The organism is Pirellulales bacterium (genome assembly GCA_035939775.1).
GTDB lineage: Bacteria > Planctomycetota > Planctomycetia > Pirellulales > DATAWG01 > DASZFO01.
This window is the reverse complement of record DASZFO010000245.1, coordinates 1-20279: the sequence shown is the minus strand read 5'-3', so window position 1 is coordinate 20279 and position 20279 is coordinate 1. Positions and strand designations below refer to the sequence as shown.

16 protein-coding genes are annotated in these 20279 nt (G+C 61.8%); 4 read left to right on the top strand and 12 right to left on the bottom strand.

Annotated features, from left to right (window positions below; all coding sequences use genetic code 11):
- The first annotated feature begins 188 nt into the window (after nucleotides 1–188).
- On the top strand, nucleotides 189–392 hold the full coding sequence (locus VGY55_15325) for a hypothetical protein (protein HEV2971345.1): 204 nt from the start codon (nucleotides 189–191) through the stop codon (nucleotides 390–392).
- A 1835-nt stretch (nucleotides 393–2227) separates the two neighbouring features.
- Here the strand turns inward: VGY55_15325 and VGY55_15320 are convergent.
- From VGY55_15320 to VGY55_15310, 3 genes are all read right to left on the bottom strand, one after another.
- A complete protein-coding gene (locus VGY55_15320; GenBank protein ID HEV2971344.1) occupies nucleotides 2228–2566 on the bottom strand; it encodes an antibiotic biosynthesis monooxygenase family protein in 339 nt (112 codons plus the stop codon).
- 134 nt (nucleotides 2567–2700) lie between these two features.
- Entirely contained in the window at nucleotides 2701–3078 is a 378-nt protein-coding gene (locus VGY55_15315) for a hypothetical protein (GenBank protein ID HEV2971343.1), read from the bottom strand.
- Nucleotides 3075–3461, bottom strand: coding sequence for a response regulator (locus VGY55_15310; protein HEV2971342.1), 387 nt, complete (start codon nucleotides 3459–3461; stop codon nucleotides 3075–3077). The genes VGY55_15315 and VGY55_15310 overlap by 4 nt, the downstream gene beginning before the upstream one ends.
- A 492-nt stretch (nucleotides 3462–3953) precedes the next feature.
- On the opposite strand from VGY55_15310, the gene tssI reads away from it, so the two are divergent.
- On the top strand, nucleotides 3954–6101 hold the full coding sequence (gene tssI, locus VGY55_15305) for a type VI secretion system tip protein TssI/VgrG (protein ID HEV2971341.1): 2148 nt from the start codon (nucleotides 3954–3956) through the stop codon (nucleotides 6099–6101).
- Between the two features lie 3 nt (nucleotides 6102–6104).
- A complete protein-coding gene (locus VGY55_15300) occupies nucleotides 6105–7052 on the top strand; it encodes an FHA domain-containing protein (protein ID HEV2971340.1) in 948 nt (315 codons plus the stop codon).
- Nucleotides 7053–7113: 61 nt separating this feature from the next.
- Here the strand turns inward: VGY55_15300 and VGY55_15295 are convergent, their stop codons facing one another.
- Together VGY55_15295 and VGY55_15290 are read right to left on the bottom strand one after the other, a co-directional pair.
- Nucleotides 7114–7650 carry a hypothetical protein gene (locus tag VGY55_15295; GenBank protein ID HEV2971339.1) on the bottom strand — a complete coding sequence of 179 codons (537 nt, stop codon included), beginning with the start codon at nucleotides 7648–7650 and terminating at the stop codon, nucleotides 7114–7116.
- A 139-nt stretch (nucleotides 7651–7789) separates the two neighbouring features.
- Complete coding sequence (locus VGY55_15290) at nucleotides 7790–9046, bottom strand: SGNH/GDSL hydrolase family protein (GenBank protein ID HEV2971338.1); 1257 nt, start codon at nucleotides 9044–9046, stop codon at nucleotides 7790–7792.
- A gap of 510 nt (nucleotides 9047–9556) precedes the next feature.
- Between VGY55_15290 and VGY55_15285 the strand changes: the two genes are divergently transcribed.
- Nucleotides 9557–10840 (top strand): hypothetical protein, encoded by a 1284-nt coding sequence (locus VGY55_15285; GenBank protein ID HEV2971337.1) that lies wholly within the window; start codon nucleotides 9557–9559, stop codon nucleotides 10838–10840.
- A 90-nt stretch (nucleotides 10841–10930) separates the two neighbouring features.
- On the opposite strand, the gene VGY55_15280 is transcribed toward VGY55_15285, so the two are convergent.
- From VGY55_15280 to VGY55_15250, 7 genes are all read right to left on the bottom strand, one after another.
- Complete coding sequence (locus VGY55_15280) at nucleotides 10931–11245, bottom strand: hypothetical protein (protein HEV2971336.1); 315 nt, start codon at nucleotides 11243–11245, stop codon at nucleotides 10931–10933.
- Complete coding sequence (locus VGY55_15275; GenBank protein HEV2971335.1) at nucleotides 11245–13542, bottom strand: PDZ domain-containing protein; 2298 nt, start codon at nucleotides 13540–13542, stop codon at nucleotides 11245–11247. Before VGY55_15275 ends, VGY55_15280 begins: the two co-directional genes overlap by 1 nt.
- 5 nt (nucleotides 13543–13547) lie before the next feature.
- Nucleotides 13548–14654, bottom strand: a complete 1107-nt coding sequence (locus VGY55_15270; protein HEV2971334.1) for a trypsin-like peptidase domain-containing protein — start codon at nucleotides 14652–14654, stop codon at nucleotides 13548–13550.
- Nucleotides 14651–16636, bottom strand: a complete 1986-nt coding sequence (locus VGY55_15265; protein ID HEV2971333.1) for a trypsin-like peptidase domain-containing protein — start codon at nucleotides 16634–16636, stop codon at nucleotides 14651–14653. Before VGY55_15265 ends, VGY55_15270 begins: the two co-directional genes overlap by 4 nt.
- A gap of 95 nt (nucleotides 16637–16731) precedes the next feature.
- The gene (locus tag VGY55_15260; GenBank protein ID HEV2971332.1) at nucleotides 16732–17979 is read right to left on the bottom strand and encodes an NPCBM/NEW2 domain-containing protein; all 1248 of its coding nucleotides are present in this window, start codon (nucleotides 17977–17979) and stop codon (nucleotides 16732–16734) included.
- 125 nt (nucleotides 17980–18104) lie between these two features.
- Nucleotides 18105–19208 carry a hypothetical protein gene (locus VGY55_15255; GenBank protein ID HEV2971331.1) on the bottom strand — a complete coding sequence of 368 codons (1104 nt, stop codon included), beginning with the start codon at nucleotides 19206–19208 and terminating at the stop codon, nucleotides 18105–18107.
- Nucleotides 19209–19263: 55 nt separating this feature from the next.
- Nucleotides 19264–20279 (bottom strand): hypothetical protein (locus VGY55_15250; GenBank protein ID HEV2971330.1); only part of this gene is annotated, 1016 nt, incomplete at its 5' end.

Genomic DNA, 20279 nt, shown 5'->3' with positions numbered 1-20279 from the left:
GGCACGCGGCAGATTCTGCTGGAGGCCAAGGTTGACTCCGAGTTCGTTTGCGGCTGCTATTCTCCGGGGCGTATGTCCGAGTCTCACTGCCCCCCTGGGTTGCGCACGATCCTAGGATGCTTCCATCCGGCTGCCGCGCTTGCAATCGCCGGATCACGGCGGCTAGAATCACGGTGGCGAGGCGAATCATGGATTTTCTCACCTGTCCCGATTGCGGCAAGGTTGTGAGTAACCCCAATCTGGCCGCCGGAACACACGTCCACTGCCGGGGCTGCGGGCAGATATTCACGGTCCCGGCTGCACTGGCTTTGCCGTCGCCGGATGAATTCTTGGCGATGCTCGACGACAAGACAGCTCCACAGCCGGCTATTGCCCGCGAGAAGCGAAGCTAGACGACCGTGGCGGCGCACGAAAACGCCCCTGCCGATCGGCGGAGGGCTTGTGAGTCGCGATGATGCTCAGCCGATCGACGCGACCATCGCGCGTCGTATGGCTTCGGGGAGCGTCGGCCACGAACCGCCCAGATTCCCGCCCGACGATGTGTTGGCCAGAGGGTGGCCGCGGATCGTGGCTTTCGTGGCCCGATATTATGTTGCCCCGGCCGCCCGCGGTCGGGGATAATGCGGTCATGCAAACCGAGCCGCCCAAAACAGACGCGCCCGTTATGGCTGAGAAGCCCCGCCGTCGTCGCTGGTTTCAATTCAGCCTCGGACGCTGCTGATCGGCGTGACGCTATTGGCGATCTCGTGCGCCTATGTGGGTTGGCAGGCGAAGATCGTGAGGGAGCGGAAGACGATGCTCGAAAACCCGCGCTTTACCTTGTGCTCAGAAGTCGAGACAGTTGACGGTGAGCGCAGGCTCCCTTGGGTCCGTCGTCTTTTGGGTGATCTTGATTGCGGAGAAATATATGCCGTAGACGACGTGACCGAAGAAGAGCTAGCAGAATATCGCCGGGTGTTTCCAGAGGCGACAGTGCGACGACAAAGGGAAGAGCCAGACGGCCCAGTTCGCTGGGTGTTTCCGGATCAAGAATCGAAGAATCATTGATTTGCGGCCGCCGCGGCCTGGACACGAGTTTGGACGACTACCGGCCCCGCAGGTCCCTTGCTCCGGCAACCCGCGGACGGGGATAATGCGGCGATGAGCAAGCCGTTTCAATTTTCGATGCGCCGGATGCTCGGCGCGGTCGCATGGTTCTGTCTCGCGGCGTGGCTAGCCGCACTATATTGGCGACACTTGAATGACATCGCACTGCGCAGAATTGGCTATTTTGGCGTTTCGGCCGCTGTCGGAGCCGGATTCGGCACGTTGGCTGGCAGGCCAATTCGTTACGCTGCATGGGGAATCATGTTGGCGTTTCTCGCGGGGTGCATTGCCGGCGCTTTGACGCAATGATCCGCTGAGAATCCAGCCGCCCGCGTCCGGCCGCGTTAACCGTGGGACGTTGAGACTCTCGCCCGACGATGCGACGGCCGCGGTGCCGAGCAAATTGACTCGCGCCCGGCGCATGGTTACGATGCCTACTTCCGAGCCGTCGCCCGGCGACGGCAATCCCTTGTCAAACAAAGCGCGCTAATGCACCGATTCTTTGCACCTAAAGCGGCCGGACTCTGCTCCCTCGCAATTCTCGCAACGATGATCGGCTCGGCGCAAGCCGTGACTATCTCAACGGTCCCGGTCGGCTATGCAGGCAATGCGCCTGACACTCAGGTAATGAACGATGGCACGACAGCCTACGGAGCTGTGCCGTACAATTACCGGATCGGCACCTACGACGTGACCAACGCTCTGTACGTCGAATTCTTGAACAGGTACAGGAAGGTATTACACCGACGTGGGCGCTTATCCTAATTCGCAAAGCCCGTTCGGTACATTCGACATGGGTGGAAACGTGTATCAATGGGAGGACACGACATTCAATGCTTTTGGCTATAAAGTGGTGCGGGGCGGCCACTGGGGCGAAGGCCCCGACCGCTCGGCTGCCTCGTTTCGCGGCGTATTTTATCCCACGCGTGACGACGCAGACATCTTCGGATTCCGAGTAGCGGGCGTCGGCGGCGTGCCTGAGCCAAGTACCGGGCTTCTTGCCGTACTGGCGTGCGGCATTATGTGGTGGTGCCGGAAGCGGTCCAAGCTACGCGATTGAGCGTCCAGCCTAGCCCATGAGCGCGAGCATCGCGCGGTGGATGGGTTCGGGTAGGCGGCAAGTCTGCCTTTTTTGACATCGTTAGCCCCGCTGACCGTGAATGTTGCAGACCTCGACGACCTCGTACAACTTCGGGTCGAAGCTGGACGCCAGTGCCGCCGCTTGTTGCATGTGCGGGATCGCTTCCGGGTTCTTGAGCATCGCCTGGAAGTCCTCGACGCTCCGCCACTGGGCATAGTTGGCAACGCGCGTACCGTCCAGGCCCCTGTGAATGTTGGCCGACATGAAGCCGGGTAAACGCCGCATCGTCGTTTCAGTGGCCTCGACGAGAACGTCCACCAATCGCTGCTGCTTGGCCGGTTCGACCGTGAAGACGTTGACGAGCGTCACACACTTTGCTCCCTTGGCAATCGTCGTCACTGGATAGCCCTCTTTTGGAAATCGACAATAACGGCCCAAATCGTTCAGCTACACCTCTTTACAAAACTCGGGCCGACTCGACTCGCCTTGTCGCGCCGTGCCAAGGCTCCCGATGACGCCCGACATTGTAGGCATCACCGGGTCAACCGCCAAGCGTCAGGCAGAGATTGCCGGCTCTGCCCAGAGCCGCTCGATTTCCGTGATCGCCGGGAGCGATACAACGAACTCGGCTTGCGCGGACAAGTCGATCGAACCGAGAAGCAATTCAATCCGAGCCGTGACGGGCGGTCGGGATAATGCTCGACCCAATGCTTATCCGCCGAACGGCAGGTCCGCGCGCGACCAGCGTAGAGACGGGAATCCGAGTTCACAATTTCTTCGCCGTCGTCTGCGAGTTCCACCCACTTGAAAGAGACGACGTTGCGGCTGAGGTAGTTGCGGATTTCGTAGGCGGCCGGCGAATCGGCGCGGCCGCAGATGCGGATTACCGGCGCGGTCTTTTTGTCCTTCATCGTTCGCCTCCGTCTTTGCCGGCGGAGACGCTGGCGACTAATTCCAACGTGGCCGGCTCGCCGAGATCAGCTTTGCCGAATCCGCGAACCGCGCCCAGGGCGACTGCCGCGTCTTGCGCGTCCGTCAGGTCGCTCACGAGCATCACGGGAATCGATATTTTCGCGCTTAGCAGATCCTCGATGACGTCGAGGCCGGAAGAACCGTCAGCGGCCAGCACGCGGTTGACCAGCACGACGTCGTAATCGCCATTCTTGAGCCGTTCCACGGCATCCTTACCGTTGGCGACGCGATCGACCGTAGCGCCCAACTGGTCGCGCCAGAGCGCGGCCATGCGTGGGCCGTCGAAGCCGCACTGGCCAACGTCCAGAATTCTGATCGCCATGAAATCCTCCGCGTGAGCGTTCAGCGTAACATACCCCTAACAATTTCCAAGTTTCTAGGTCGAATTCCGCTTTTGGCGTTGCGATGCACTTCTTGGACTTCTTCTGGAACGAGTGAAGCACAAACACGGCTTGCGATGCTCACCTCCCGATTACCCCATTTTGGGGATGACCCGTCAAGAACGAGAGCAAACGAAGGACGGCGCTCACAAAATCTCTCGAATCCCACCAAGATGTTGAAGGAGGTCGTCGCGCGAGCGACGGTCGATTGCCATAACTGGAACACTTGCGGATCCCCGGACGCCGCTCGACGGCGCGCCCATCCTGGCGTAGCGAACGGAAGATCGGTAAAGTAGACTCGGCCGCGGGCGCTCAACGTAGTAGGCACGCTCCGCGTGCCGTTACCAGAACGAAGCGGACGGCACACGGAGTGTGCCTGCTACATTAAGCGGACGGCGCACGGAGTGTGCCTGCTATATTTGCTGGAGGAATGCATGTCGACCGGTACTGCGACGCTAACTCAAGACAATCGACCGATCGGCATGACGGCTTCGTCGCTCGGCAAGGACAAGCTGCTGTTGGAGCAGTTTTCGGTCAGCGAGGGGCTGTCGCGGCCGTTCCGGATCAGACTGTCGTTGTTGGGGGCGCCGGACTACGCGCTGGCGTTCGAGAAGCTGCTGGGGCAGAGCGTTACCGTGCGGCTCGACGAGCCCGGCGGCGGCGAGACGCGATACTTCAACGGCGTCGTCTACAAGCTCACCGAAGGCTCGAAGGTGCATTCGCCCGACACGGGCAAGTTCCTCACGCGATATTGGGCGGAGGTGATGCCGAGCTTTGTCAGACTCCGCAGCCAGGTCCGCAGCCGCATCTTTCAACATCTCTCGGTCCCCGACATTCTCAAGAAGGTGCTCACGGGACTGAACACCAAATGGGAACTCAAGGGGGCCTTCGAACCACGAGATTACTGCGTCCAGTATCACGAATCGGATTTCCAATTCGCGACGCGGCTGATGGAGGAAGAAGGAATCTTCTATTTCTTCAAGCACACCGATTCCGACCATACGATCGTCGTGGCCAACGATGCCGGCAGCTTCGCCAATCTGCCGGGCAAGTCCGCCAAGATCGTGTTTAACGACTTCAAGGGGCTTCGCGACGCGAGCCTCCATGAAGACCGCGTCGTGCGCTGGCAGAAGTCGCAGGAGATGCGGTCGGGGAAATATCGACTTTGGGATCATTGCTTCGAGCTGCCGGCGAAGAACCTCGAAGCGACTGAATCGATCCTCGCGACGGCCGCGGTCGGCACCGTGACGCATCACCTCAAAGTGGGCGGGAACGATCAGTGGGAGATCTACGACTTTCCCGGCGACTACGCCGGCCGGTTCGACGGCATCGACAAAGGAGGTTCGCCGCAACCGTCGGAGCTGAGCAAGATCGAGCAGGACAACACGCGCACCGTCAAGATCCGCATGGAGCAGGTCGCCGCGAATGGCTTGATGCTCGATGGCGAGGGAAACGTCCGCCGTTTCATCGCCGGCTACAAATTCCAGCTCGACAAGCACTTCAACGCCAACGGCACCTACGTGCTGACCGACGTCGAGCACGTGGCGACCATGGAGGGGACCTACACGAGCAACGAATCGGTCCCGCTGCGCTATAAGAACACGTTCCGCTGCATCCCGACGGCGGTCCCGTTTCGCCCGCAGCAAGTCACGCCGAAGCCCAAGATCGGCGGCACGCAGACGGCCGTCGTCGTTGGGCCGGCTGGCGGAGAGATTTCCACCGACAAGTACGGCCGCGTTAAAGTGCAGTTCTTCTGGGACCGCGAGGGGAAGAAGGACCTCGACAGCTCCTGCTGGGTACGAGTGGCCCAGGCTTGGGCCGGGAAGAGCTTCGGGGCGTTTTTCCTGCCGCGAGTCGGCGACGAAGTGATCGTCGCGTTTCTCGAAGGAGACCCGGATCAGCCGATCGTCGTCGGCTGCGTCTACAACGCCGACCACATGCCGGCCTACACGCTGCCCGACAACAAGACCCGCAACTACGTCAAGACTCGTAGCACCGAGAAGGGGACCGCCGAAAACTTCAACGAGCTGCGATTTGAGGACAAGAAAGACAGCGAAGAGGTTTACTTCCACGCCGAGAAGGATTTCAATCGGGTCGTGGAGAATAACGACACGCTCAAGGTCGGCTTCGACAAGAAAGACAAAGGCGACCAAACGATCGACATTTATAACGACCGCACCGCCACACTCGATCAAGGCAACGAAACGCTGACCGTCAAGAAGGGCACGCGCACCACGACCGTGCAGAAGGACGACACGCATGAGGTGAAAGACGGCGGTCGGATCGTCACCGTGCAGAAGGACGACGCGCACACAGTGAAACAGGGGGATTTGAGCGTGACGGTCAACATGGGGAACGCCAGTTACAAGATTTCGCAGGGTCAATGCACGATCGAGGCGATGCAATCGATCGAGTTGAAAGTCGGAGCGACTTCGATCAAGCTCACTCCGACCGGTGTGACCATCCAATCCACGATGATCAAGCTGCAGGCCGACGGCATGCTGCAAAGCAAGAGTGGCGTGATCAAAGTCGCCGCCGATGCGATGCTCGATATGAAGGGCGGAATGGTGAAGATCAACTAGAATATGGCAGTCATCTTACAAGTTACCGGCGGTCCGGCGGCGGGGCGGAAGACGTTTCTCCGCGCCGGCCAGCTCATGCACTTCGGCCGCACCGAACGGGCCGACTTCAGCGTCCCGCAAGACGGCGCGATGGCCCCGGTCCATTTTGCGCTCGAATTCTCGGCCAATATCTGCCGCATCCACGACCTGACGAGCGGAGTTGGAACGCTGGTGAACGGCCAGCCGGTCGCCGAAGGAATCGTAACGCACGGCGATCGGATCAGCGCGGGGGCCTCGACCTTCAGCGTGTTTATCGAGGGAAACTCGGCCACGGCGCCAGCGACGAGCGTCGCGGCCGCCAGCGCCGCTGCCGCATCGCCCACCGTGGCAACGCTATCGAGCGGTTTTGTCCACGTGCCAATCCCGCTGGCCGCGATGGTCGGTGAAAAGTTCGAACTGGACGACGAGGCCCGCTCGCTTCTGGAGCCGCAGCAAACGGTGCGGCAATTCTTCTTTCTGCTCGGCAAGAAGCAGTTGCACGCCGACGCGATGCGGCTTCTGGCCCACGCGCTGCCGAAGCGCGAGGTGGTCTGGTGGGCCGCGCAATGCATCCGAGCGACTTTCGGCGATCAACTGCCGCCGGCCGACCGAGCGGCACTTGGAGCGGCCGAAGCCTGGGTCGTCGAGCCGACCGAGGAGAATCGCCGCCGCGCTGAATCAGCGGCCGAAGCGACGAAACACGAGACGTCCGCCGGCTGGGCGGCAGCCGCCGCCTTTTGGAACGGTGGCAGCATCGCCCCCCCCGGCCTGCCCGACGTGCCGCCGAAAGCAACGCTCACGGCTCAAGCCGCTGTCGTAGCGATTTCAATGTCAGCCGCTTCGGACCCAAAAAAATCCGCCCCCCGCAATGCTGAATTCCTGGCTCTCGGCGCCCGCGTGGCCGACGGGGAAGTCCGCTGGAAGGAGCCATAACCGCGGGTTCGTTGAACCCGGAGCCATCGGCGACGGCCTCGAAATCCGGGGGCATTCACCCTCAACCGCCGTTTCCTAACCCCGGTTGCTCTTCGTAGTCGTCCATCAGCCAGCGGTCGTTTTCGAAGTGCAGGTTGACTTTGAAGCGGGCGATGTAGTGTTGGTCGGCGTAGACGCCGTGGCGGTCTTTGCCGTCGGCCTGGCCGAAGAACTCGGCCGTGGCCGTCGGCGGGTTATTGAAGCGATTGACCTTCACGGCCAGGCCGGTGACATACGCCTTACGGATTTCGACCTGCGGCAGGACGCCGCTCACCTGGCTACGCATCCCTTGGGCCGCGGGGGAAATCAGCGCCAATAGACCGGGCATGTCGTTCTTTTCCACGGCCACCGCGGCAGCATCCAACACGCGGCGGATGCGCTTGGTGTCGGTGTCGGTGTGCTTTTCAATCCAGACGATCGCACCCGTCACGATCCCCACGCCCACGATCGCGTAGAGCAAGCCCACCCGGCTCGTTTTCACCAAGGCCAAGAGCAAGATGGCCTCGACGATCACGCCGATCACCAGAATCGGCGTCGAGTCTTCGGTGAACCAAGTCATACGTCACAAGTGCGAAGTACCAAGTACGAAGTACTAAAGGGAATGGTTTGCAGATCGAACATTGGAACATCCTCCGGCCGATGCGAACCGCGCGAACGCCTGCCAATTCGTACTTTGTACTTCATACTTCGTACTAGCGCTAGCTGCCCGCCGCCTGTATCGCGATCTTGTGTCGGACCGGTTTCACAGCGGCAGTCGAGAGGCCCATCATCTCTTTATCGCGGTGGAGGCCGGCGGCGGCGATTTGCTCGAGGTTGTCCGTCGCCTCGGGAAGCAGCCGTCTGTACTCTGGCATACTGTGAAGCAGGTTCTTGATGAGCGGGGTCTCGAATTCTTGCTGGCGGCGGATCACGTTCTCGACCTGTTGGAACGGCTCGGAGAATGGGTTGTCGAGGAACTCGGCGGCCAGGTTGATGCCGGAGGAAAGCTGCTCGGCCGAGAACTCCTTGCTCGCCGTGCCCCAAGTCACCTTGCACCGCCCGGCCGGTTCCTTGACCACGAGCGTCAAGCGGTTCAAGTCTTGGTTGAAGGGCAGGAACTCGATGACGCCGCGGGTAGACGAAGTTTGGGCCGGATCGCCGTAGAAACAGAAGGGATACCGCGTGCTTTCCAGCTCGACCACGCCGTCGCGGCAGGAAAGGACCTTGTGCCCGGCAGTGGCTTCCGCTCGATTGGCCTTGAGATCGACCATGATCCGGCCAATCTCGCCCGGACAGCCGAGCCCCTTGAGAAATGCGTAGGCCATGACGAGATGGCCGTTGCGATCGGGATGGACGCCATCGCCGCCAGCCAAGGGATACTTCTTGCCGTACTTGGCTTTGGCTTTCGTCATCACGTCGATCATCGGGTCGTAGACATTGGCGAAGACAACCCCTTCCGACTCGGCAACCTCGCGGGCGATGTCGCGCTCGGCGGCGAGGGTCTTGTTGTACATCTCGGCGTCGGCCGGTTTCTTGTGGAATGTGTCGGCATCGACGCAACCGGGGGAGCCGACGACGATCAGGTGGACCTTGGCCTGCTTTGCGCGCTCGACGATCTGCCGCTGGTTGTCGCGATAGTGCAGGGCTTTATCGGGAGTCATCGGGGAATAGCCGCCGTCGTTCATTCCGTAGCAGGTCGTGATCGCCGAGGGCTGAAACCGGAGCAGGTCGTTGTCCATCCGGGCCGCAAATCCCCACGAAGTCTCCCCGCTCCAGCCGAATTGCGTCTGGCGCAAGTCCGCCGCGGGCTGGCACATCAGGAGATAATCCTCGATGAAGACCGAGTACAGCTTCTGCTCGGTGATCGAATCGCCGATCACGGCCAGATAGTCGCCAGATTGCAGCGAATCGGCGGCGCGGGCGGCCGGCGCCGCAAGAAAGAGGATCAGAACGAGAGCGAGCAGCGTGCGGTTCATGGGATGCTCCGAATTCAAGTGCGAAGTAAAAAGTACGAAGTACGAAGCAAGGATTACGGCGTGCGAATGCGTCGTCAAAATGTAGGAAAAGTTGCAAGGCGCCGGCGACTACCGTCCTGCCTCCTGCCGACTGATGCTTCAGCGTCTCCGACTTTACCCCGGCGGCAAGGCAATCGCAACCGTCAGAGTCCGGGGAAAGTGCAAAGTGCCTAGCGCGAAGGCGGCGTAGTGTCCGCCTGGTCGGCGGCACGACGCGTTGCATCCGTTTCGTCCTTCACACATTCACACCGCGACGCGATTTCACGGTTTCAAACTCCCGCATCTAGCTCGCATTTTTTCCATTGCCGGTCAGGAGCGTGTATAATCCAGAGTTGAACGAACAGCAGCCGGTCGCGAGTGACTACATGGTACAGGCACGACCGGCGAATCCAAGAGCCTGTCCGAAAGCGGCCCGCGGAAAGGGGGACAGTCCCCGGCCGTTTTCGGATAGGCTCGAAACGGGGGTGACTTATGTCGAGATTGCATCGGTTCGGTGGAATCGCGGTGTTGACGGCGGCGATGATGGCGTGCGGCGCTAGTTCGGCGCTCGCGCATGGCGGTGGAGGTGGTGGTGGTGGTGGAGGTGGCGGGCATAGCGGCGGCGGAGGTGGAGGCGGCGGAGGGGGCGGCTTTAGCGCTCACAGTTTCGGCGGCGGCGGAATGTCGCACAGCTTTAGCGGCGGTGGATTCAGCCCGTCGATCTCCCACAACTTCAGCGGCGGCACCAGCCGCAGCTTCTCGCCGCAGTCGTCGCACTTTCTCTCCAACAACTCCGGATTGAGCGGCAACTCGCATTCGCAAAACTTCGGCTCGTCGAATTGGGCGCACGGCCAATCGAGCTGGCAAATGGATCGCGGCTCTTCCACCTGGCAACAGCATCTTAGCGACTGGAACCACGGCCAGCATTGGAACGGCGGGAATTGGTGGGGCAACAATAATTGGCGCGGCAACTTTTGGTGGGGCCGCTACAACAACTTCAGCTATTTTCCCTCCATCGGGATCGGCGCGGGGTTTTGGTTCCCCTGGTGGTACAACGATTCCTGGCCGAGCTACGGTTATGGTTATTCGGGGCCGTACTCCTATGGCCCGGCGATCTACCCCGCCGCGGTCGTGAGCCAGCCGGAGGCTGTGCAGACGGACTATGTGGATACTGCGGCGCAAAATGCCGACGCGCAGCCGGCTGCCGGCGAATCAGCAGCCGGGGGCGAATTCTTCGCCCAAGCCACGTCCGCCTTCCAGAACGGCCAGTATCGCGACGCACTGCGGCTGGCCAACCACGCGGCCGTCGAATCGCCGCAGAACCCAAAAGCGCACGAGCTGATCTCGCTGGCGATGTTCGCCTCGGCCGAATATCGCGGCGCGGCGGTCGAGGCCCATGCGGCGCTGGCGTTCGGCCCGCCGGCCGATTGGGCGACGCTCTACGCCTACTACGGCGACGACGCGACTTACACCAACCAACTGCGAGCGCTCGAAAAATACTCGCACGACAATCCAACCGCCGCCGACGCCCGATTCCTGCGGGCCTATCAATACCTGATGATGGGGCACACGCCGCAAGCGCTCGACCAACTGCGCGAGGCCGTGAAGCTCACCCCGAACGACAAACTGGCCGCCGAATTGCTCAAGAAGTACGGCGAAGGGGATGCCGGCAAAGACCGCCTCGTTCCACCCGCGCCGGCCCCATTGCCAGCCAATCCGACGCCCTCGGGCGGCGGCCCGCGGCCCGCGGGAGGCGATGGAGGTGTCGATTCGTAGACGGCAGTTTGAGCTGCGACGCGGCAACAAATTCGGCCCACCGAACTGCGGCGGGCCGATTTTTTTGGCGGATGGGAAGACGGAGTTCGGTCATCGCCGGCGCGAGCCCGCCGGATTGCGCGGACGGAGCAGCCAGCCGAGAAAAAGCACCGGCGGGATCGCGAAGAGCAGCAGCTTGAATTTGATCGCGGCCAGAGCGAGCAGCACGACCGCGGGATAGATCCAGATCGGCAGCCGAACGAGATCGGGATAGGCTAGCCAGAACGCGCCGAGGATAATGCCGAACCGCAGGCACGCGCCAAAGCTTTCCTCGGCAATCGGACTGGAAGATTCAAACAGCTTCAGCAGCCCGGCCGCCGCGATTAGAAGCAAGGTCAGGATTCCAAGCTGTGTGCGGCGGGTCATCAGATCCTATCGAGCGAGTCGATCCAGCGGGCAAACTCGGAGAGTTCGTCGGCGGAGAGCGTGCGCGGGGCAGGGCCGAGGTCTTTCTCGGTGACGGGATACTTCTCGGAGCGAAAGTGGTCAATGGTCGCCTTGATCTGCGATTTGAGCGGGTCTTTCTGGGGCCCGGCGATATAGAGCGCCATCCGCAGCACCGGGTCATTGGCCGGCACTTGGGCGCCCGCCGGCAGCCCGGCCCCGATCGCCGCGACGCCGTGGACCACCTCGCGATTGGCCAACGCGAAAAGGTAGGCCATGCCGCCGCCGCCTTCTTGCCCGCAGGCGATCGTCCGCGCGCGATCGACGTGGTACTTGCCGCTTAAGTCGTCGAGCGTCTTGCGGACGAAACCCAACTCGGTCCGCTGCCATTTGGCCCGATCGGCGCTCTTGGGCGCCAGTAGAATCAGATCGTCGCGCGAGCAAATCTCCTTCCAGCGAGCGGCCAGTTCCTCGTCCTTGAATCCGCCCGGTGCGTGCAGCCAGACGACTACCCCGTAAGCCAGCCGCGGGTTGTAATTTTCGGGGACGTAGGCGATGCACTCGGATTGCGATTCGGGAATCTTGATTTTCACGATCCCGACGGCCGCCTTCGGCCCGTCGGCTGTCGGCGGCTCGTCGTGCGCCGGAGGCAACTCGCCGGGGATCGTCTCGGGCAGCGCGGCAAGCTGCGCTTCGAGCTTGAGCGTTTCGTCGCCGCGATGGACCTCGAACTTCGCTTTCTGCCGCGGCGTCAGCGAGACAAGCTGCTCGAACAGTTCGTCGAGTGACTTGATTGGCTTTCCTTCCCAAGCGGTGATCCGGTCGCCGGGCTGGAGACCGGACTTGGCGGCAGGGCTTTCGGGATAGACATAGCGCAGCGTCACGCCGGGATCCTTGCCAAAGAGCCGCATCGGCAGGGCCCCTAAGAACGGGTGCGCATAGGGAACCAGCTTGCCGACCAACTCGATCGTCTTTTCCAGCCGTTCACTGCCGCGAAGCAGAACTAGCGTCACCTTGTCGCCGGCGTAGCGCGGGCCGAGCAAATGCTTCAGCTCCGCCTGCCGCGCGATCTTGTGGCCGTCGATCTCGACGATCTTGTCCTTGGGCTTCAAGCCGGCCTGGTAGGCGGGGGAATTTGGCTGCACGGCGGCCAATTCCGCCTCGTCGGCGTAAATGTCCATCCCCTTCATGCTGATGCCGAGCAGCCCGCCGTATAGATCTTCTCCCTTTTCCAGCCGCGGGAGCATGCGGTTGATGGTCTCGAGCGGCACGGCGAATCCGATGCCCGAGTCGTACCATTCGACGCCCGCTAATTCGTCGCTGGCCATCGGCGACAACGGCACGAGCAGGCCCATGACGCGCCCCTCAATATCCACGAGCGGTCCGCCGTAGTTATTTGGAGAAATCTTGGCGTCGGTCTGCATCGCCTTGTTCCAGATGCGATTCACGGCACTGATGATCCCGATCGAGACGCTCGGTTTAGAGCCTGTCCGAGAATCGCCCACGGAGAGGGGGACAGTCCCCTTTTTCTCCGCGGACTCCGAAAAAGGGGACAGTCCCCGGCGATTCTCGGAAAGACTCTCGGCGCCGTCGAACGTGCGGCCGACGGCGATCGACCATTGCCCGACGGCGATTTCGCTCTCGGGCGCGGCGACTGGCACGGCCAGTTCCACACCGGACGGGAGATTCACCTTCAACAGCACGATCATCCGGCTGTGGTCGGTGGCGACGAGCTTGGCGGGCAGCCGCGCGCCGTTGTCGAGGTGCACCAAGATCTGGGCCGGCTTCTGGACGAAATTGAACGCGCTCGAAATGACGTAACCGTCGGCCGAGACAGCGAGGCCCGTCGTCGGACCGGTGCCGACGAGCAGATCGCCGATCCGCTCTCGTCCCCCAAAGGTTTCAATTCGCACCACCGACGGTGCGACCCGCTCGACGGCCGATTTGATCGCTTGATCCTCGCGGAGCGAGACATCGTCATCGGCGGAATACGCCATCGCGGCCGTGAGAAAAAGCGTGGCGGCAAGGCTGAATGCACCGATGCCGAGAATCCCGCTGGATTGGGTGCCACTGCTGGCTTGCCAGCAGTGAAGCTCCGTCCTTGGTTTGCGGCTCGCAGCGCCAGACTCGCCACGATTCGCATCCGCGCCACCTTCGTCGCTGTCAGCTCGTTGAACGGCGCTGCCTACAAGCAGAGGGTTGGGCTTCACTGCTGGCAAGCCAGCAGTGGCACTCAGAGCCGCTCGCAGTGGCCGCGATAATTCAGTCGATCTCTGCATGGCGGCTATTGCTTCGTATCTTCGGGTACTTTGAGTTGCACTTCGATCAATTCGTTGCCGCGCATGAGAGTCAAGTGAACGTCGGCATCGGCTTCGCGAAGGCCCAATTCCTTTTGCAGGGCAGCGCAGGATTGCACCACCTGATTTTCGACCAATAGCACGAGATCGTCCGGGTGGACGCCGGCCTTCGCCGCGGCGGAGTCCGGCCGCACCTCGTCGACGAACGGCGGCGTCCGCTCCAGCACATCGGGAATCAGCACGATCCCGAGCCGGTCGAGCGTGAGCGGATTATCGGGCGACTTCGGCTTCGATGGATCGGGAGTCCCCGCGGACGTGCCCGTCTTGCGGATCGATTCAACGGAAGTGACGAATTCGGCGGTCGGGATGGCAAAGTTCAGCCAGATGTTGCTCTTCGAGTTGCGCAGCTCCTTGCCGAGCACGCCGAGCAGCCGGCCTTGCAGATCGGTGAGCGCTCCGCCGGCGGCGCCGGGGTTGTTGGTCATCGCGTCGAGCACGTAGATCGGGCCCTGATAGGGCGTTTCGTAGGCGCCGCGGCGGGCGTCGAGCGTCGTCACCGCCGAGATCGCGCCATGCTGCACGCTGGCCGCTTCCTCGCCGGTCGCCACGCCGAAGAGATTGCTGAAGGCCAAGACCCGCGTCCCTTCGGCGGCCGGGACCGATTGCGAAAGATCGAAGTGAGGCAAATCCTGGCCGTCGATCTTCAACAGCGCCAGCTCCAGCCGCGGATCGGGCCCGATCAGTTTAGCTTCGTATTTGTGACCGTCGTCGAGGATCACGGTGACTTCGTCGACGTCGAGGACATGGCTCCAAACCGTGACGATGTAACCGTCGGACGAGACTAGAAAGCCGCTCTGATAAGTCTCCAAGCCGTTCAGCCCGCCCGCGCCGAAGATTTTAACGATCTTCGGCTGGACCTGACCGCTGATCTTCGCCAGCGAAGGGCCGGCGGATGCGGTTACGGTTGCCAGGAGCAATGTGCAGACGACCATCGGCAGATGCCGAACGAAAAACAACGAGCCAATGGCGCGAAGCGGCGGCGCACGGTCCGAGGTTAGGTCCGCAGCAATTTGGGGAAAAGCCGGCCGGCTCATTTCTCGGACTCCTTTTTCAGATCGGCTTTCGTGATCGTCATGATCGCGAACAGGTTGTCGCCATAGTGGACTTCCAGGCGGCGCGGGAAGAAGCGGCCTTCGGATTCGCGATAATCGCTGAAGTAGACTTCGCAGGGGTCGGTGTCAAACGCTGGATACATCTCGAGTGCGACCAGCGACTCGTCAACGGTGTCAAACATGAAATGGCAATCCACGCCTCCCGCGGTGCCGACGATCACCTCGACGGGCCGATCGTGGCCAACGAGCGGCATCGTGCCGAGATAAACCAACTGCCCGTATTTGACCGGCCCGCCGATTTGCAGCTTCCGCCAGAGGTGCAAAGCCGCCAACAGGCCGCCGCTTCCCGGCGGGTTGAGCACGGCGCCGAGATCGTCGCACACCTCGAGCTTCGTGTCGCCCAGCGGCAGCGCAATCGAGGCGTCCTTATCAGTCAGCTTGATCTCGAACGTGCCGCCGCCAATCAGATCACCGGAAAGCGCCCATTCGCCGGCGAGCGATGAAAAATCGCCGCGGGCCACGTTGGCCTTCCAGATTCGCTCGCGGGCCAGCTTGTTGAAATAATAGTTGGCGAATCCGGAGCGGGCTTCGTAGCGCTGCTTGACGGCCTCCGCCAACGGTGGCTTTTGGAGAAGTTGCCGCAAAGCTTCGGGAAGCGGAATTGGTTTATCCGGCTGGTCTTTATTCTCGGGCTTGTCGCCCGGCGGGGACTTGTCGGCGTCTTTCTTGTCGTCGTTGCCCTTGCCTTCGTTATCCTTCGGCTTCTCGCCGTCGTTCTTGGGCTTTTCCTTGTCGTCCTTCGGCGGCTCCTTGTCGTCTTTCGGCGCTCCCCGTTGCCTCCCTTTCGGATTCGGCTCGACCGGCTCCTCGCTGGCGGCGGCCGCGATGAGTTCGGTCTCATGATGCACGCCCGGCAAGCGAACGAGAATGTCGTAAGTCTTGCCGTCGCGGCGATAGGAAAGCGCGATCCTCCAGCCCTGCGGGAAGATGCCCAAGATATTCTTGAAGGCGTTGGTCGAAGGGATCGGCCGGCCGGCGAAGGAGACAATCTCATCATCTTCGCGCAGGCCGCGACGATAAGCGTCGGAATCCTCCAGGATATCGGAGACCAACACTCGGCCATCGTCGGACGTGCTCACGGTCGCCCCAAGCGTCGCGTGGTCGACGATCCGCCCGCTTTTCAAGCAGCCGATGAAGTTCTTTGCTTGATTGACGGAAATGGCATAACCGACGCCCACGTTCACGCGGCCGCGCTTCTCGAACGACGCTCGGCCGTTGATCCCGATGAGTTGTCCCTGGGCATTGAACAGCGGGCCGCCAGAGTTGCCCGGATTGATTGCCGCGTCGACCTGCAAGCAATCGGAATACTCCAAGAGCGTGCCGGCCGGATATTGATAGCGATGGACGCCTGAAACAACCCCGTAGCTGATCGATGGGTGAAAGTCGGTCGCCAGCAGGAACGGATTGCCGGCGGCGAAACACCAGTCGCCGGCATGAACTTGATCGCTGTCGCCCAATTCGGCGGCCGGAAAGTCTTCGCGTTCCAAGAGCTTGATCAGCGAGAGGTCGCCGGTCGGATCGACGCCCACGACCACGGCGTCGTAGAGCTTTCCGTCGGGCATGCCGCATTTCATCCCGATGCCCGCCTCGTGCGTGACGTGAAAATTGGTGAGGGCATAGCCATCCGGCGAAATGACCACACCAGAGCCGCCTCCTTGGCCATTGTTGGCGTAAATCGCGACGAATGCCGGGGCCGCCTTAGCGATGGCGGCAATCCGCTCGGCCTCGGCCTTCTTGACGGATTCATCGACGTCGGCGCGCGCGGTGGCGAGGCCCGAGAGACCGGCGATGGGTAAAGCCAGCAGGATCAGCGCAGCGCGGGTGGCGCTGGCGAGATAACGCGGCCTCCCGCAAATCGGCTCCCTCTCCCGTTGGGAGAGGGCTGGGGTGACGGCAGAATCCACTCCTACGCTCTCCTCACCCGACCTCTCCCAGAAGGAGAGGAGTTCGATGGTTGCGGCACACGGAGTGTGCCTAATACTTTGAGCGTGCCGTCGCTTCATTTCACAATCCTTGCATCACAGAGGTCGAGGTAGTTCCCCACGTCGAGCCCTTCGCCGAAATCCACGAGAATATTCAATCGCTTCACTCCCGAGATGTCCAGGTCTAGATCGACCGGCGGGCTGCGTCCGGAGATTTTTGCTTCGTAAAGCGGCTTGCCGTCGCCGCGGATCGCCAGCCGCACGCTGCCCGCCGCGCGCACGCCGTCGTCGATCCCCGCGAGCGCCTTGAACCGCTTGCCCTTGCCGGTGATTTTGTAGGTGAGTGTGGTTCGGCTGGGAATCGCGAGCCCCTTGGGGTAAATCTTTCCGGCCAATCGCAGCGCGCCGTCGTCCAGGCCGCGATCGACCTGCGGCCGGTAAAACTTGGCCAGCGACTCGGCCTCTTTGCCGAAATCGACCAGCGGCGTCCAGTCGCGCGAGACGGGCGGAAGATCGCTGAGGTAAACCATCTTGCCGGGCGAGAAGTCAAGGAGCTTGAGCGATTCGACGGGCCGCGCCAACTCGCCGCCGAATGTGGTCACGATCTTCAGTTGGCCGTCGGCTAAAGTCACACTCCTGGCCTTCACGCGCCAGCCGGCCGCATCGTCGAACACGCAATTCGCCTCCGGTAAATCGGCACTGTCCGGTGGATGAAAATACACGATCCCCGCCACCTTCGCGCGCTTGACCGGCACGTTGTCGCTATCGACATTGAAGTTGACGGTCTCGTCGTTCACGTCTCCGGCGGCCCCTTCGACGTAATCGATTCCGTCGCGTTTGCGAACCACGATCAGGTCCGCGGCCAAATCGGTCCTCAAGTCGCCGACCCAACTCGCGGCCGCGCCGTCCGTCCCGGGGAATTCGACGAGTCGGATCGACTTCGTCGGGAGGCTGAGCGCCGCGCCGTCGGCCAGCTTCAATTCGGCGGTCCCCTTGGTGACGGAATACGTCGATCCAGGAATCCGGCTGCCGTCAATCGTTTCGAGCCAAACCGCCGGCCGCCGCTCTCCCGTGAGTCCGTTGGCAAATTTCGGAACACCCTTCTCTTCGACAGGAGCGACCATCCGCACATCGGTGGAATTGAACGTCTTCTTCGCGCCGGCCGTCTCGACGACAAGCTGCCGATCGCCGAGTTCGTCGAGAGCACCGGTGAGAATCTGGCCGTCAATCGTCGTAACCCGGAATTGACGCGGTTCGGCCGCGAGCAGGTCGGAGGTCGGAGGCCAGAGGCCAGAGGCCAGCAAGAAAACGCCAATGGGCAACAATGAACGGCGGGGTATTAGACGGCCCAAAGCGCCGGCGCATCGTCGAATGGCTGGTTCGCGCGAAATCATACGCTCCATCTTAACCTGGACCTCCGCCTGCGTGCCCCATCCCCAGCCCCGAGTCCCTATCTGCCCGCCTCTTCATCTTCCAAGGCCAAACGCTTGAAATACTGTTCGATCACGTCGCGGTAGTGAGACGGATACTCCTTGCCGATCGCCTGGAGCACCTCTTGGCGTTCCTTGGCCGGGAGATCGCCCCAGTTGGAATGCGTGCCGATCGGCTTTTTCGCCACGTCGCCCGGGCCCTTGCCCAAGAGCCTCGCGCTATCGGGAGCAGGGGAACTGGACCGCCGGCCACCGGGGCCCATCCGGCTTCCAGCCGCGGCGGCGGCTTCCTGCTGACGCTTCTCTTCCTCTTCGATCAGCTTGTCGAGCGAAGCGATGATCCCGTCCTCGACGCCGCGGACCTTCTTGCCGGCCTGAGCGTGGTCGAGCCGGCCGTCGACGTCGCGCATGCGCCGGTCGATGTGGTCCAGCGAATCCTCTTTGACGGCGGCCAGATCGGTCTGCATCATATCGGCGAGCTGGGCGTAGCGGCGAGGAAGCTCCTTCTTCCGCTCCAACAGCCGCGCGATCGCCTTTAGGCCAGGATCTTGGTGCAACAGCCAGTGATTGGCCACCGCCTGATAGAACAACAGCGTGGCCGGATCGACAACGTCGGCCGGCTCCAATCCGCTCAATTGCTCGAGCGCGTAGTCGTAGAGATGCTCTTGCGAAAGCCAGCGGCCATACCACAGCCGCAGATTATTGCGCTCGAAGGCCGGCGTCTTTTCGTCGCTTAGCCAAGAAAAGCTCGGCAGCGGGCCGAGCGTTTTCGGCTTGGCGCAGAGCGAAACCAAATCGCCGGTCTGCGCGTCCGCCAAGGCAATCGACTTGACCACTCGCTCCAAGAGATAGCCGGCGGCAGGCTGAGCGGATGCCCCTGAGTCGCTCGGCCAAAGGGATTCCACCTCCTTGCGAATGGCCTCGCCAGGTTTCCGATCGTCGACCCACTTGAACACGTCGGCCCGCACGGCCGACGCCGTAGGGGCCGACCAAGTCGGTTGCTTGGCAAATTCCTCGTCGGCCGGCTCCTGGGCAACGACGGCGGTTGCCCGCGCCGGTAGCGCCGCCAGCGGCAAGGCGATCACCCAAGCGCAGCTTGCCATCCTGGTTTGAATTCGAATCATCGCTTCCCCTCTAGTCCGGCCAATCGAATGGCCTCCGAACAGTTTATTCTAACTCTCATCGGTTCTTCCCGACAACGATGTCGTGGGTCACTTGGTGAATTCGCTCCTCGCGCTCCGCGAGCCGCTTGAGGGCCTCGACCAGGTCGGGGCGGTCGGTCTCCTCGACGTCCCCTTCGAGCAATTTGGAATAGCGCTTGGTGCGGCTGTTGACGCGCATCTGCAAAGCGCGGATCATCTTCAACTCCGCGATCTTATCCACCAGCGGCGGCTCTTGAGGTTGCCCTTGGGCCTGGCCCGGCCGCGGCTTGCCCGATTTCTGGTCCTTCTGGGCCTTCTGCAAGGCGGCGATCGTCTCCTCGAGCTGCTTGATGATGTCCTCCTCGACCACCTGCGTGACTTGCTCCACTTTGGCGCGAGCGAGCCGGGCGGCCACCTGTTGCATGTCGTCGCGCATTTGCTCGACCGACTCAGGGAAGGCCACGGCGGAGCCTTCCTCGTGCAATAGGTTTAGCGCCTTATCGGCCTCAAGGACGATGCCCGATTCCTTGCGGCTCAAGCGCGAAGCTTCGATCTCGTCGTCGTGGCTCCGATCGGCGTCGGGGACTTTGTCGAGCCGCACCGTCCCTTCGTAGACTTCGATTTGCTCGACGAGCATCTTGCGAAACCGGCCCTCGAGCATCGCCAACACGCGCTCGATCTGCTCTTCGCGCATCTGACGGAGGATTTTTTCGAGTTCCAGTTTGGCGGCCTTGAGATCGTCGAGGGCCTTCTGTTGCTCGTCGGCAGCGCCTTTGCGATTCGCCTCCTCCAATCGCTTCTGCGCCTGCCGCATCTTGTTCTCAGCGGCTTCGATCCGCTTGCGGGCGGGGCTCTGATCGTCGGATTGGCCTTGGTTGGGCTGGTTGTCTTGATCTTGGCTGTCTCCTTGCGGCTGACCTTCTTGCCCCTGACCTTGTCCCTGACCCTTGCCTTGACCTTTACCCTCTCCTTTACCCTCTCCTTTACCCTCTCCTTTACCCTCTCCTTTACCCTCTCCTTTACCCTCTCCTTTACCCTCACCTTTACCTTCAC

What these genes read in the sequence shown, in the direction of transcription:
- VGY55_15325 (HEV2971345.1), top strand. Translation starts at nt 189, where the DNA reads ATGGATTTTCTCACCTGTCCCGATTGCGGCAAGGTTGTGAGTAACCCC.
- VGY55_15315 (HEV2971343.1), bottom strand. Translation starts at nt 3,078, where the DNA reads ATGAAGGACAAAAAGACCGCGCCGGTAATCCGCATCTGCGGCCGCGCC.
- VGY55_15310 (HEV2971342.1), bottom strand. Translation starts at nt 3,461, where the DNA reads ATGGCGATCAGAATTCTGGACGTTGGCCAGTGCGGCTTCGACGGCCCA.
- tssI (HEV2971341.1), top strand. Translation starts at nt 3,954, where the DNA reads ATGTCGACCGGTACTGCGACGCTAACTCAAGACAATCGACCGATCGGC.
- VGY55_15300 (HEV2971340.1), top strand. Translation starts at nt 6,105, where the DNA reads ATGGCAGTCATCTTACAAGTTACCGGCGGTCCGGCGGCGGGGCGGAAG.
- VGY55_15295 (HEV2971339.1), bottom strand. Translation starts at nt 7,650, where the DNA reads ATGACTTGGTTCACCGAAGACTCGACGCCGATTCTGGTGATCGGCGTG.
- VGY55_15290 (HEV2971338.1), bottom strand. Translation starts at nt 9,046, where the DNA reads ATGAACCGCACGCTGCTCGCTCTCGTTCTGATCCTCTTTCTTGCGGCG.
- VGY55_15285 (HEV2971337.1), top strand. Translation starts at nt 9,557, where the DNA reads ATGTCGAGATTGCATCGGTTCGGTGGAATCGCGGTGTTGACGGCGGCG.
- VGY55_15280 (HEV2971336.1), bottom strand. Translation starts at nt 11,245, where the DNA reads ATGACCCGCCGCACACAGCTTGGAATCCTGACCTTGCTTCTAATCGCG.
- VGY55_15275 (HEV2971335.1), bottom strand. Translation starts at nt 13,542, where the DNA reads ATGCAGAGATCGACTGAATTATCGCGGCCACTGCGAGCGGCTCTGAGT.
- VGY55_15270 (HEV2971334.1), bottom strand. Translation starts at nt 14,654, where the DNA reads ATGAGCCGGCCGGCTTTTCCCCAAATTGCTGCGGACCTAACCTCGGAC.
- VGY55_15255 (HEV2971331.1), bottom strand. Translation starts at nt 19,208, where the DNA reads ATGATTCGAATTCAAACCAGGATGGCAAGCTGCGCTTGGGTGATCGCC.